The 13,273-nt window shown below is 73.5% G+C and carries 9 protein-coding genes; 5 read left to right on the forward strand and 4 right to left on the reverse strand.

Going from position 1 to position 13,273, the window contains the following annotated elements; genetic code table 11:
* A partial coding sequence (locus tag RZ84_RS39540) for a hypothetical protein (protein ID WP_107068237.1) occupies positions 1-863 on the reverse strand: 863 nt, incomplete at its 3' end.
* A 124-nt stretch (positions 864-987) separates the two neighbouring features.
* Positions 988-3,012: an acetoacetate--CoA ligase gene (locus RZ84_RS05520; protein WP_043263320.1), complete on the reverse strand. Its 2,025-nt coding sequence runs from the start codon at positions 3,010-3,012 to the stop codon at positions 988-990.
* Positions 3,013-3,356: 344 nt separating this feature from the next.
* On the opposite strand from RZ84_RS05520, the gene RZ84_RS05525 reads away from it, so the two are divergent.
* Both RZ84_RS05525 and RZ84_RS05530 read left to right on the forward strand, forming a co-directional pair.
* Entirely contained in the window at positions 3,357-5,783 is a 2,427-nt protein-coding gene (locus RZ84_RS05525) for a glycoside hydrolase family 31 protein (protein WP_043263321.1), read from the forward strand.
* A 28-nt stretch (positions 5,784-5,811) separates the two neighbouring features.
* Complete coding sequence (locus RZ84_RS05530; RefSeq protein ID WP_043263322.1) at positions 5,812-6,666, forward strand: M15 family metallopeptidase; 855 nt, start codon at positions 5,812-5,814, stop codon at positions 6,664-6,666.
* Here the strand turns inward: RZ84_RS05530 and RZ84_RS05535 are convergent.
* Positions 6,621-7,619, reverse strand: coding sequence for an NUDIX hydrolase (locus tag RZ84_RS05535; protein WP_078893605.1), 999 nt, complete (start codon positions 7,617-7,619; stop codon positions 6,621-6,623). The two genes, RZ84_RS05530 and RZ84_RS05535, sit on opposite strands and share 46 nt — an antisense overlap.
* Before the next feature lie 413 nt (positions 7,620-8,032).
* Here RZ84_RS05535 and RZ84_RS05540 point away from each other — a divergent pair, with 413 nt between their 5' ends.
* From RZ84_RS05540 to glpK, 3 genes are all read left to right on the forward strand, one after another.
* Complete coding sequence (locus tag RZ84_RS05540) at positions 8,033-9,859, forward strand: bifunctional diguanylate cyclase/phosphodiesterase (protein ID WP_078893606.1); 1,827 nt, start codon at positions 8,033-8,035, stop codon at positions 9,857-9,859.
* Between the two features lie 182 nt (positions 9,860-10,041).
* The gene (locus RZ84_RS05545) at positions 10,042-10,815 is read left to right on the forward strand and encodes an MIP/aquaporin family protein (RefSeq protein ID WP_043263323.1); all 774 of its coding nucleotides are present in this window, start codon (positions 10,042-10,044) and stop codon (positions 10,813-10,815) included.
* Between the two features lie 62 nt (positions 10,816-10,877).
* Positions 10,878-12,425, forward strand: coding sequence for a glycerol kinase GlpK (gene glpK / locus RZ84_RS05550; RefSeq protein ID WP_052229793.1), 1,548 nt, complete (start codon positions 10,878-10,880; stop codon positions 12,423-12,425).
* 122 nt (positions 12,426-12,547) lie between these two features.
* On the opposite strand, the gene RZ84_RS05555 is transcribed toward glpK, so the two are convergent.
* Entirely contained in the window at positions 12,548-13,159 is a 612-nt protein-coding gene (locus RZ84_RS05555) for a GTP-binding protein (RefSeq protein WP_043263324.1), read from the reverse strand.
* Positions 13,160-13,273 lie beyond the last annotated feature (114 nt).

A 13,273-nucleotide genomic window follows, 5' to 3' on the forward strand; every position in this document is an offset into this window, starting at 1 on the left:
ACGCGGTGCTCGGGTGGGATGGGGTGGCCGGTGTCGTCGGTGCAGTAGGCGTTGAAGATCTCGGCGGCGCCGAGGGCGTGCGGCCAGGCGTCCTTGAGGCGCCAGCCGCGGACGGTGATGCGGGCGGTGCCGGTGGTGCCGGCGGGTTCGGTCGTGGTGCGGCAGACGATGGCGCCGGGGGTGCGCAGGGCGCAGCCGACGGCGAGGACCGTGCAGAAGAGGACGGTCTGGGATTCGGTGAGCTGGGGTGGGCTGCCGTCGGGGGCCGCGGTGGCGTACAGCTCGGCGGAGAGGGAAGGGGTGCCGACCGGGACGGAGCAGACGAGGTGGTGGGTGCCCGCGCCGAGGGCTTCGAGGAGTTGCCGCAGGGTCTGGGTGGCGCGGGCGAGGGCGGCCGGGGTGCGGTCCTCGCCGCACTCCTCGCAGCGGCCGGCGCGGGCCAGCAGGGCGGTGGCGCGCTCCCAGGAATCCTGGCGGGCGGCTTCTTCGCGGAGTAACGGGAGGAGCTGGGCGAGCGGTTGGCCTTCGTAGGGCACGGTGGCGCCGGTGCAGGCGAGGGCGGCGGTGTAACGGGTGCGGCTGTCGGGGTGGTCCGGGGCGAGGGCGTGTTCGGCGCAGTAGTTCTCGTAGGCGGTGGGGTCGAAGAGGCTGAGGGTGGTGTGCACGCCCTGGGAGGCGAGGGTGTGCAGCAGGGTTTCCATCTGCTGGAGGTAGCTGTGGTGGTCGTCGAACGGGAAGGTGCGGTAGCGGCGCATGGCCGCGAAGTCCCGTTCGTCGGCCAACACGGCGGCGGTGCTGGGGACTTCGCGGCGGAGTGTGCGGCCGGCGGCGGTCTGCTGCGCGGGACGGTTGCTGCGTGTCATGGCTCCCCCTCGGTGAGGTGCGTCGGTCGAACGTCACTTGTCACCGAGAGTAATCGGAGGGTCTGACAATGCCGGTCCGGCGCCGGTCTTCGCTGGTCGGAGCGGTAGACCGGCGCCGGGCTGGTTACTTTGCGTGGGTCCGGTCGGCGGCGATCCGCTCGTAGAAGCGGAGGAGTTCGAGGTTGTCGACGGAGCCGGGGTTGACGGCCTTTTCGAGGGGGGTGCCCTGGAGGAGGCGTTTGACGGGGACCTCGATGCGCTTGCCGGTGAGGGTGTGCGGGACGCCGGGGGCCTCGATGATGTCGTCGGGGACGTGGCGGGGCGAGAGCTGTTCGCGGATGGTGCGCTTGATGCGGTCGCGCAGGGCGTCGTCCAGGGTGGCACCGGGGGCGAGGTGGACGAAAAGGGGCATCCAGTAGCCACCGTCGGGGAGTTCGAGGCCGATGACGAGGGATTCGCGGATCTCGGGGAGGCGCTCGACGGCTTCGTAGATGTCGGCGGATCCCATCCGGACGCCCTGGCGGTTGAGGGTGGAGTCGGAGCGGCCGTGGATGACGACGCTGCCCCGGGGGGTGAGGGTGATCCAGTCGCCGTGCCGCCAGACGCCGGGGTACATGTCGAAGTAGCTGTCGTGGTAGCGGACGCCGTCGGGATCGTTCCAGAAGCGGGTGGGCATGGACGGCATGGGGTTGGTGACGACCAGTTCGCCGACCTCGTCGACGACGGGCCTGCCCTGGGGGTCCCATGCCTGGAGGTCGGTGCCGAGGCAGGCGGCCTGGAGCTCGCCGATGTGGACGGGGAGGGTGGGGACGGCGCCGGCGAAGCAGCTGCACACGTCGGTGCCGCCGCTGACGGAGGCGACCCAGAGGTCGGCGCCGCTCTCCGCGAAGCTGTCGTGCAGCCAGCGGAACCCGTCGGGCGGGAGCGGGGAGCCGGTGGTGGCGACGCAGCTGACGGCGGACAGGTCGAGGTCGCGGGCCGGGTGGATGCCGGCCTTGCGGCAGGCCATGACGTAGGCGGCGGAGGTGCCGAAGAAGGTGGCGCGGGTGGTGGCGGCGACCCGCCACTGGGCGGCGATGTCGGGGTGTCCGGGGCTGCCGTCGTAGAGGACGATCGTGGCGCCCACGAGGAGGCCGCCGACGAGGAAGTTCCACATCATCCAGCCGGTGGAGGTGTACCAGAAGAACCGGTCGTCGGGGCCGAGGTCGCAGTGCAGGCCGGTCTGCTTGAGGTGTTCGAGCAGGATGCCGCCCTGGGACTGGACGATCGCCTTGGGGAGCCCGGTGGTGCCGGAGGAGTACAGGACCCACAGCGGGTGGTCGAACGGGACCGGTTCGAAGACCGGCTCGGTGTCGTTCGTGGTCAGGTCGGACCAGTTCAGGGATCCTTCGGGGGCGGGGGTGCCGAGCAGGGGGATGTGGACGACGGCGCGCAAGGTGGGGAGTTCCGCGCGGAGTTCGGTGACGGTGGCGCGGCGGTCGTGCTCCTTGCCGCCGTAGCGGTAGCCGTCCACGGTGAACAGGACGACCGGTTCGACCTGCTGGAAGCGGTCCAGGACGCTGCGGGCGCCGAAGTCGGGGGCGCAGGAGGTCCAGACGCCGCCGACCGCGGCGGTGGCCAGGAGGGCGACGACGGCCTGCGGGATGTTGGGGAGGTAGCCGCTGACGCGGTCGCCGGGGCGGACGCCGAGGCGGCGGAGTCCGGCGGCCAGCGAGGCGACCTGGGCGCGCAGTTCGGCCCAGGTGACGGTGGTGGGTTCGTGGGTCTCGTCCACGTGGAGCAGGGCGGGGCGCCCGGCGCGGTCCGGGTCCTCGGCGGCGCGCAGGGCGTGTTCCGCGTAGTTGAGGGTGGCGCCGGGGAACCAGCGGGCGCCGGGCATGGTGCGGTCGGCGAGGACGGTGTCGTAGGGGGTGGTGAAGCGGACGTCGAACCATTCGGCGGTGGCCCGCCAGAAGTCGGGGAGCCGGTCCACCGACCAGCGGTGCAGGGCCGCGTAGTCGGCGGCGGGGTCACCGGGTACGGGGGCGGGTGCGCCGTGGTGTGCGGCGGCCCAGGTGTGGAAGCGGGTGACCTGTGCGCCGGCGATCCGGTCCGGGCCGGGCTGCCAGAGGGGTTCCGGCCGGTCGGCGGAGTGCGGTGCGGTGGTCATGTTGCGGCTCCTGGGCGGTACGCGTGGTCGGCGTCGGTCGCGCGCGGTGGCCGGGGGTTCCCCGTGCCCAGCGGGTGGGCGGGCGCGCGCGGCATGGCTTGCCTGGACCATGCCACGTGATCGACTTGTGCACCAGGGTGGACCCCACATCGGTGGACCCGCGCACCCTCGGGGTGGCGGATGTGTGAAGGCCGCCCACGGGGGCCGCGGACGGTCCCGGGAGGCCGGTTCCGGCCAGTGGCGGGTGATGCCCGGGCCTGAAGGTGGCCGAGCGTGACCCCGCGCAGGTGAACGGCAGTTGAACGGTTCCCGCACCGGGGGTCGTCGATGGCAGGCTGACCGGCATGGACGGGCGTGATCTGGTGCGGTCGGTACGGATGGTCAGGGCGGTCGGGCCGGCGCAGGGGCTCCGGGCCATGCGTACGGCGTGGCGCCGGCGCAGGGCGGACGCGCTGGCGCTGCCGCGGCGGGTCGCGGAGCGGGCGCGGGTTCCCGGTGAGGCGCGCGGGGCCGAGCCCCAGCCGGGTGGCGGGGTGATCCGTTTCGCGCGGTCGTCGCTGCGGGTGCGGGTCGCGTCGGGCGGTGCGGTGTTCTGCGGCTGGGACGGGGCCGGGCCGGAGCCCTCCTACGCGCTGGCCGGGGCGTGCCCGGAGGTGGATGCGCGGGCGGTGCTGGAACCGGATACCGGGGGCGGCTGGCGGGTCGTCTCGGAGCGGGTGCTGGTGGCGGTGTCCCGGTTCGGCGCGGTCGAGGTGCGGACGCCCGGTGGCGCGGTGCTGCGGCGGGAGCTGCCGCCGCGCTGGTGGGACCGTACGGAGACGGCAGGGCGGAAGGGGGCGGCGCCGGGTGGGCGGGAGAGTGCGGCGCCGGAGGGTGGCGGCCGGCCCGAGGGGATGGTGGAGTCGCGGTGGGTGCAGCGGTCGGAGGTGGCGGCCGATGCGCGGTTCTTCGGGCTGGGCGGCCGGGCGGGCGGACCGCGGCTGCGGGACGGGGTGTACCGCCTGTGGAACACCGATCCGGGCGGCGCGTTCGGTCCGGGGGACGATCCGCTGTATCTGACGATGCCGGTGCAGCTGGTCGTGGCGGACGCGGGGACGCATCTGGTGTTCCACGACAATTCGTGGGACGGCCGGGTGACGCTGCGCGAAGGGGTGGAGGGCGCGGGCTCGGGCCATGACCGGCCGGGCATCTGTGAGCTGCGGATGGACGGCGGGCCGCTGCGCTACTGGGTGCTGGCGGGGACGCCGGCCCGGGTGCTGCTGGGGTGGACGGCGCTGACCGGTGCGCCGGCGCTGCCGCCCCGCTGGGCGCTGGGCCATCAGCACTCCCGGTGGGGGTTCGGGAGTGCGGAGGAGGTGCGCCGGGTGGTGGCGGGCTACCGGGAGCGGGGGCTGCCGCTGTCGGCGGTCCATCTGGACATCGACCACTACGACGGGCACCGGGTCTTCACCGTCGACCGGGAGCGGTTCCCCGATCTGCCGGGCCTGGCACGGGAGTTGCGCGAGCAGGGCGTGCGGCTGGTGTCGATCGTGGATCCGGCGGTGAAGGCGGAGCCGGGGAACGCGGTGTACGAGAGCGGGGCCGCCGCGGACGCGTTCGTACGGGACGCGCGGGGGCGGGAGGTGCGCGGTGTGGTGTGGCCGGGTGAGTCGGTGTTCCCGGATTTCACCGACGCGCGGGTGCGCAAGTGGTGGGGCGCGCTGTACGCGGAGCGGCTGGCGCAGGGGTTCGCCGGGGTGTGGCACGACATGAACGAGCCGGTGTCGTTCGCGGCCTTCGGGGAGCCGACGCTGCCCCGTTCGGCGCGGCACGACATGGAGGGCCGGGGCGGTGACCACCGGGAGGCACACAACGTCTACGGGCTGGCGATGGCGCAGGCGGGCTTCGAGGGGCTGTGCGAACTGCGGCCCGGGGAGCGGCCGTTCCTGTTCTCCCGGTCGGGCTGGGCGGGGTTGCAGCGGTACGGGGGCACCTGGTCGGGGGATGTGGCGACCGGCTGGCCGGGGCTGCGGGCGTCGTTGTCGCTGGTGCTGGGGCTGGGGCTGTGCGGGGTGCCGTACAACGGGCCGGATGTGGGCGGGTTCTCGGCGGTGCCCTCGGAGGAGCTGTATCTGCGGTGGTTCCAACTGGGGGCGTATCTGCCGCTGTTCCGTACCCACTCGGCGCTCCGGGCGGGGCGGCGGGAGCCGTGGGAGTACGGGAGCGAGGTCCTGGAGCACGCCCGTGCGGCGCTGCGGGAGCGGGAGCGGCTGCTGCCGTACTTCGTGACGCTGGGTCAGTGGGCCCGGCTGTCCGGGGCCCCGTACGTACGTCCGCTGTGGTGGAGCGCGCCGCGGGACCGGGCGCTGCGGGACTGCGAGGACGCGTTTCTGCTGGGGGATGCGCTGCTGGTGGCGCCGGTGCTGGAGGCGGGGGCGACCCGGCGGGCGGTGCGGCTGCCGCGCGGCCGGTGGTACGACACCGCGACCGGGCAGGCCCACGAGGGGCCGGGGCGAGTGTGGGTGGAGGCGCCGCTGTCCCGTATTCCGGTGCTGGCGCGGGCCGGTGCGGTGCTGCCGGTGGCGGGCGCGGACGGGGCGACGGAGCTGGAGGTGTGGGCGCCGGTGGCCGGGCGTACCGGTGGCGGGCTGGTGGTGCCGGATGCCGGGGACGGCTGGCGGCGGCCGGCGGTGGAGCGCTTCACCACGCGCCTGGAGGGGGGACGGGTGGTCGTCGAGCGGCGGGGCGGCGGGCCGGCGGGGTACCCGGTGCGGGTGCGGGGACTTCCCTAGGGTCCGCGGCGCCTGGTAGACGGGGGCCATGCCGAGATTAGCTGCCGCGCTGCGCGGCCTGGCCGCCGCTGCCGCCGCCCTGATGACCGTCACCGCCCTGCCGTCGAGCGCCGTGGCGGGCACCGCCGTCCACCCGGCGCCGTCGTCGCCGGCGGGCCACGGAGTGGCCGACGGCCCCAAGGCGCCAAGGGAGTTCGTGGCGCTGCGCGCCGTCGACCCCACGATCATCCAGGAGATCCGCTATGCCACCCCGCACAATTTCACCGGGGTGCCGGTGAACGGATATCGCGAGCCGATGTGCATTCTGACGCGGGACGCGGCGCGGGCACTGCACCGGGCGCAGCTCTCGTTCCTGCGGCGCGGATACTCCCTCAAGGTCTATGACTGCTACCGGCCGCAGCGCGCCGTGAACCACTTCGTGGCCTGGTCGAAGGAGTTGGCCGATCAGCGGATGAAGGCGGAGTTCTATCCCCGGGTGGACAAGTCGACGCTGTTCCGGGACGGCTATATCGCGGAGAAGTCCGGGCACAGCAGGGGCAGTACGGTCGATCTGACGTTGGTGCGGCTGCCGGCGGTGCCGACCCGGCCGTATGTGCCGGGCGAGCCGCTGACGTCGTGCTACGGCCCCAAGGCGCGCCGGTTCCCGGACAATTCGCTGGACATGGGGACCGGCTTCGACTGCTTCGACACGCTGGCGCACCCCCTCGATCCGCGGGTCAGGGGGCGGCAGTTGGCGAATCGGCTGCTGCTGAGGAAGGGGCTGGAGCGGGCCGGGTTCGTGAATTACGCGGACGAATGGTGGCACTACACCTTTACGCCGGAGACGTTCCCGGACACCTATTTCGACTTTCCGGTGTCGTGGGGCTCGCTGGTAGCCGACTGAGAGGCCGCGGGGCGGAGCAGCGCCGGGTGCAGCAGCCGGGCGGCCCCCGCGCGGTAGAGGCGGGCGCGGGGGCCGCCGCGGGCTCCGCCGCGCGCGGCGGGGGGGCCGGGGGGTTCGACGAATCCGGGGACGGAGAGCACCTTGCGGTGGAAGTTCCCGGCGTGCAGCGGGCTGCCCCAGATGGATTCATAGACGCCGCGGAGTTCGACGATGGTGAATTCCTCGGCGAGAAACGCGGTGGCCAGCGGGGTGTACTCGATTTTCGCGCGGGCGCGGTCGAGTGCGTCGGCGACGATGCGCGGGTGGTCGAAGGCGAGCGGGAGCGGTGCGGGCCGGGGCTCGGAATCACCCCCGTCGATCCCGTGCCCCGGGCCCTGTTCTTGGGGACGCCGCCGGGCCGCGTCCGGTTCGGTGCCGCGCTCCGGTGCGGCGGTGCCCCCTGGATCGGCTGCCAGGTCGGCGACCGGGATCCAGGCCGCGGCCGAGGCGTCGCCGCCGCCCCGCGCCTCGGGGAGGTCGGGCGCGAAGGCGAGGTAGGCGACGGTGACCACGGGCATCCTCGGGTCGCGGCCGGGGTCGCCGTAGGAGCCGAGCTGTTCGAGGTGGACGCGCTCCAGCAGGGCGGCGTCCAGCCCGGTCTCCTCGGCGAGTTCGCGGGCGGCGGCCTCGTCCAGGGACTCCTGGCCGGCGCGTACGAAGCCGCCGGGCAGCGCCCAGGCGCCCCGGAACGGGGGGCCGCCGCGCTCGACGAGCAGGATGTGCAGCGCGCCGCCGCGCAGCGTCAGCGCGACGATGTCGACGGTCACCGCGATGGCGGGGAAGGCGTGCGGGTCGTAGGCGGCGAGGAAGGCCGCCTCGTCGCGTGCGGCCGAGTCGTCCGCCGCGGCGCCGTCCGCGGTGCGCCGATGGTGCGTGGTCACACCCCGTCCCCCCTTCCGGTCGTCGTCGGTCATCGCTCCGAGTGTTGCCTCACAGTGTTGTTCTCAGGTTGAGTCTTTCTCGGAGCGAGAACAACATAGCAAGAGGGATCGGCGGCGTCCACCGGCTTCGGCACGCGGTTCGGGGGCAGCCGGACCACCTGGTCGCGGTGGAGTCGACGGCGGACCGGCACGGCAGCCGCACGGATACCGCCGAGGAGCGCCAAGTTCCCGTCGAATGCGGGTAAATGACGGGGCATCAGAGGATCTCCCGGCACGGTTCGGCGTTGCTCCTCGTCCGGTGTGCGGCTGCACGCGCCGGATATCAGCGGGGAGTTCCGGCCCGTTTCGTGTGGTCCTTGCGCCGAGCAGCCGTACGCTCCGGAAGGGTGTGTGAACAGTGCGTAAACGAAGGTTAGTTGGCTGGGGAGGGGCGGCATGCTGCTCCCGTGCCTCCCTGGACGGACCAGCTTCGTTTCGCTTTCCAGCCCGTGGTGAATCTCGCGACCGGCTCGGTCGCCGCGCTGGAGACCCTCGCCCGCCCCGAGGACAGCGACGTCGACGTGCTGAGCTGTGCGCGCCGCTGCCCCGATCTGGACGCCGAACTGGCGGCGCTCGCGGTACGGTCCGCGGCGCGGCAGGAGACCCTGCTGCCGCTGCACGTCAACGTGTTCGCGGAGACCGTCGCGGAGCGGCCGGGGCTGACGTCGCTCGGCAAGGCGGTGCACGAGGCGGGTCGGAGGCCCTGGGAGATCACCCTCGATCTCGTCGGACCGTTCACCCGGGTCCGGCACCGGCCGCTGCTGGACGCGGTGGCGGAGCTGCGCGACGAGGGCTACCGGATCTGTGCGGACGGCGTGGGGGACGGTGATCTGCCGCTGCGACTGCTGGGCGATCTCACGCCGGACATCGTCAAACTCGACGCGTCGCTGTGCGCGCGGCTGGACAGCGACCCGGGGCGGCAGGCCGCGGTGGCCGCGATGCGGCAGCTGTGCGAGCGGTTGGGCGGGCTGCTGGCCATCGAGGGGGTGGAGACCGAGCGGCAGTACGCGGCGGTGCGGGAGGCCGGGGTGCAGCTGGCGCAGGGGCATCTGTTCGCGCCGCCGGCGCGGCGGGCCGCTGCCGAGGTGTATCTGCCGGTCGCGCATCCGCCGCCGGCGAGCGGCCGGGGGGCGCCCTACCGCCCGCCGTCGGGTCCGCCGGTCGCCCAGTTCCTGCAACCCGCCGCGCTGCTGCCGATGTCGGTGTCGGCGGGCGCGGTCCGCAGCCATCTGACCGGCTTCCCGGAGGTGTCCGGGGTGCTGCTGGTGGACAGCGACGGGGTGCCGGTGCGGGCGATCGACCGGGACCGGTTCCTGCTCTCGCTCTCCGGGCGGTACGGGCACGCGCTGTACGCGGACCGGCCGGCGCTGCGGCTGGCCGACCGGCCGCGGACGGTGGGCGCGGATGCCACCGCCTGGCAGGTGCTGGACATGATCGCCGACGGGGACCGGGACCGTACCGGGGACGATGTGGCGGTGGTGGACGAGCGCGGCCGGTGCATGGGCGTGGTGCATCTCGCGGACATCCTGCGGGCGCTGGCCGAGAGCCGGGTGGAGGAGGCGGCGCGGCTCAACCCGCTGACCAGGCTGCCCGGTTCGGACGCGGTCAACGCCGAGGTGGACCGGCGGATCGCCGAGGGCCGCGAGTTCGCGCTGAGTTGGCTGGACGTGGACGGGTTCAAGCAGGTCAACGACGGTGCCGGGTTCGCGGCCGGCGACGAGCTGATCCGCTCCGTGGGCCGTACCCTCGCGGAGGTCGCGGAGGGCGAACCGACCGCCCGGGTGGGGCACATCGGCGGCGACGACTTCCTGGTGCTGGCCGACCCGGACGGCCTGGAGCCGTTCGCCGGGGCGCTGCTGGACGTGGGCTGGTCGGCGGGTGAGATGCCGGTGACGCTGTCGCTGGCGACGGTGGTGTGCCCGCCCGGCAGCGTCATCGGCCACGGTGCGGCGGCAGCCGCGCTGGCGCCGCTGAAGAAGGCCGCGAAGGCGCTGCCCGGGGCGAGTTGGGTGCTGGGACGGCCGGGCACGGAGCATACGGAGGTCCGGCGCGGGGCGGCGGAGCCGGTGCCGGAGGCGGCGGAGCCGGTGCCGGAGGCGGCAGAGGTGCTGGAGGCGGCAGAGGTGCTGGAGGCGGCAGAGCCGGTGCCGGAGGCCGAGCACCTCGGGGCAGCACCCGCCCCGGACGGGCCCGGCGAGCCGGCCGGGCAGGAGGGCGCCAGGAGCCGCGGGTGACCCGGCCGCCGCCGTGCCGACTCAACCGCCTTGGATGCAGGCGACCTTGACGCTCCCACACCCGCGGTGAACACTTCCGGGTGCCGGTCGCCGGATGCCAGTCGGCACCGCCGTACTCAGGCGTGGCACGCACCCTGCACGGAGGACCGGGGACCTCCCCGGGCGAGGGCCGAGGAGCCGCCATGTATGCCAATGGGGACATCGTCGTGGGTGAGGTGATCGGTACCGCGCTGCTGGTCCTGTTCGGGGCCGGGGTGTGTGCCGCCGTCACCCTCCACCACTCGAAGGCACGGGGCGCGGGCTGGGTGGTGATCGCGTTCGGCTGGGGCATGGGCGTACTGGCCGGGGCGTACACCTCGGCGCCGTTGTCCGGCGGGCACCTGAATCCGGCGGTGACGCTCGGCTCGGCGGTGGCCGGCGGCACGCCCTGGTCGAAGGTGCCGCTGTACGTCCTGGCGCAGCTGGCCGGGGCGCTGATCGGTGCCGTGCTGGCCTGGGCGCTGTACTACGCGCAGTTCGCCGCCAACGACGGGCGGTCCGGTCAGGCCCCGCAGCCGACGCTGGGGGTCTTCGCCACCGCCCCGGAGATCCGCCGGCCGGTCGCCAATCTGGTGACCGAGGTCATCGCCACCACCGGGCTGGTGCTGCCGCTGCTGTTCTTCGGTCGGAACAAGGGGATCGGTATCGGCCAGGTGCCGGGGGCCCGGGCGGGCGTCTACGGTTCCGGGATCAATGTGCTGCTGGTCGCGCTGCTGGTGGTCGGCATCGGGCTGTCGCTCGGCGGGCCGACCGGCTACGCCATCAACCCGGCCCGCGACCTCGGCCCGCGGATCGCGCACGCCGTGCTGCCGATCCCCAACAAGGGCTCCTCCGACTGGAGTTACGCATGGATCCCGGTGGCCGGGCCGCTGATCGGCGCGGTGCTGTCGGGGCTGGTCTACACGGCCGTGTTCTGAATGTGCCGGCCATGGAACATCCCGTACGCAGTTCGGTCCAGGACGTCAGGAGACGTGACGGTATGACGGAGCAGACCCCGAAGAGCGGGAAGGCCGCAAAGTACGTCGCCGCGATCGACCAGGGCACCACGTCGAGCCGCTGCATCATCTTCAACCACGCCGGGGCGATCGTCGCCGTCGACCGGCGTGAGCACCGTCAGATCTTTCCCCGGCCGGGCTGGGTGGAGCACGATGCCGCCGAGATCTGGTCGAAGGTGCAGGCCGTGGTGGCGGGCGCGCTGACCAGGGCGGGGCTGCGTGCGGACCAGCTCAGCGCGCTGGGCATCACCAACCAGCGGGAGACCACGGTGCTGTGGGACCGGGCCACCGGCAGACCGGTGCACCACGCGATCGTCTGGCAGGACACCCGGACCGGCCCGCTCTGCGCGGAACTGGGCGGTGCGGACGGGCAGGACCGCTTCCGGGAGGCCACCGGGCTGCCCCTGGCCAGCTACTTCTCCGGGCCGAAGGCGGCCTGGCTGCTGGACGAGGTGCCGGGGCTGCGGGCCCGCGCCGAGCGGGGCGAGATCGCGTTCGGGACCATCGACTCCTGGCTGATCTGGAATCTGACCGGCGGCACCGACGGCGGGGTGCACGTCACGGACGTGACCAACGCCGGCCGCACGATGCTGATGAACCTCGCCACCCTCCAGTGGGACCCGGCGATCCTGTCGGCGATGCGGGTGCCGGAGGCGATGCTCCCGGAGATCAGGCCGTCGGCCGAGGTCTACGGGACGGCCGTGGGGCAGTTGCAGGGGGTGCCGGTGGCGTCGGCGCTGGGCGACCAGCAGGCGGCGGTGTTCGGGCAGACCTGCTACGGCGTCGGCGAGGCCAAGAACACCTACGGCACCGGCTCGTTCCTGCTGCTGAACACCGGCGACCGCCCGGTGCCGTCCAAGAACGGGCTGCTGACGACCTTGGGCTACCAGCTCGGCGGTGAGGCGCCGGTCTACTGTCTGGAGGGCTCGATCGCCATCACGGGCGCGCTGGTGCAGTGGTTCCGCGACCAGCTCGGAATCATCGCGTCCGCGGACGAGATCGAGCCGCTGGCCGCGAGCGTCCCGGACAACGGCGGGGGCCATGTCGTACCGGCGTTCTCCGGGCTGTTCGCCCCGTACTGGCGGTCCGACGCACGCGGTGTGATCACCGGTCTGACCGGCTTCGTCACCAAGGCCCATCTGGCGCGGGCCGTGCTGGAGGCGACGAGCTGGCAGACCCGTGAGGTGGTGGACGCGATGTTCCAGGACTCGGGGGTGCCGATCACCCGGCTCAAGGTCGACGGCGGGATGACCGCCAACAGCCTGCTGATGCAGCATCAGGCGGATGTGCTGGGGGTTCCGGTGATCCGCCCGGTGATCTCGGAGACGACGTGCCTGGGCGCCGCCTACGCTGCCGGGCTCGCCACCGGCGTCTGGCAGGACCTCGACGAGCTGCGGTCGCACTGGCAGCGCGACCGGGAGTGGACACCGCGGCTGGCGGCCGACGCCCGGGAGCGCGAGTACGGCAACTGGCGCAGGGCGGTGGAGCGGAGCTTCGGCTGGCTGGCGGAGGACGGCGCGGCGCAAGGCTAGACGGGCCTGCGCCGGCGCCCCACAGACGTACGGCCCGTACCCCGGGCGGCGGGGTACGGGCCGTACTTCCGCGCCCTGTCAGGGAAGCGCGGGCCTGGGCGGCGCCGGCGGGCGGGCGCCGGTCAGGGAAGGGCGGGCTCGCGCCGCTGGGCGCCGCGCCGCATGGCGTGCTCGACGACGGCGATCAGCACGTCCCGTGCAGACTCCCGCTCCCGGGCGTCGCAGAGCATCACCGGCACTTCGGGGTCGAGATCCAGGGCGTCCTGGACGGTCTCGACGGGGTAACGGTCGGCGCCGTCGAAGCAGTTGACCGCGACGGTGAAGGGCAGTCCGCGGCGCTCGAAGTAGTCGATGGAGGCGAAGCTGTCGGCCAGCCGGCGGGTGTCGGCGAGGACGACCGCGCCGAGCGCGCCGCGGGCCAGTTCGTCCCACAGGAACCAGAAGCGGTCCTGTCCCGGGGTGCCGAAGAGATAGAGGACCAGTTCGTCGTGGACGGTGATCCGCCCGAAGTCCATGGCGACGGTGGTGGTGGACTTGCCCTCCACCCCCTCCAGATCGTCGACCGGGCGGCCGGCCTCGGTCAGCCGCTCTTCCGTACGCAGCGGTCTGATCTCGCTGACGGCGCCCACCAGGGTGGTCTTGCCGACTCCGAAGCCGCCCGCCACGAGGATCTTCAGCGTCACCGGCTCGGCCGGGGCGGACCGGCGGCGGCGCTCAGAACGCCCGAAGACCATGGGATTCTTCTCCTGGATTGCCGTGAATGCGGGTGGAACGCGCGGGAGCTCACGCTGCTGCGCCGCGGTCCGGCGGCTGCCAGTGCACCGTACAACGTGCCGGGCACGGCGCCC

It is taken from the genome of Streptomyces sp. CT34 (assembly GCF_000805335.1).
Taxonomy (GTDB): Bacteria; Actinomycetota; Actinomycetes; order Streptomycetales; family Streptomycetaceae; genus Streptomyces.

What these genes read in the sequence shown, in the direction of transcription:
- RZ84_RS05530 (WP_043263322.1), top strand. Translation starts at nt 5,812, where the DNA reads ATGCCGAGATTAGCTGCCGCGCTGCGCGGCCTGGCCGCCGCTGCCGCC.
- RZ84_RS05520 (WP_043263320.1), bottom strand. Translation starts at nt 3,012, where the DNA reads ATGACCACCGCACCGCACTCCGCCGACCGGCCGGAACCCCTCTGGCAG.
- RZ84_RS05545 (WP_043263323.1), top strand. Translation starts at nt 10,042, where the DNA reads ATGTATGCCAATGGGGACATCGTCGTGGGTGAGGTGATCGGTACCGCG.
- RZ84_RS05525 (WP_043263321.1), top strand. Translation starts at nt 3,357, where the DNA reads ATGGACGGGCGTGATCTGGTGCGGTCGGTACGGATGGTCAGGGCGGTC.
- RZ84_RS05535 (WP_078893605.1), bottom strand. Translation starts at nt 7,619, where the DNA reads ATGACCGACGACGACCGGAAGGGGGGACGGGGTGTGACCACGCACCAT.
- RZ84_RS05555 (WP_043263324.1), bottom strand. Translation starts at nt 13,159, where the DNA reads ATGGTCTTCGGGCGTTCTGAGCGCCGCCGCCGGTCCGCCCCGGCCGAG.
- glpK (WP_052229793.1), top strand. Translation starts at nt 10,878, where the DNA reads ATGACGGAGCAGACCCCGAAGAGCGGGAAGGCCGCAAAGTACGTCGCC.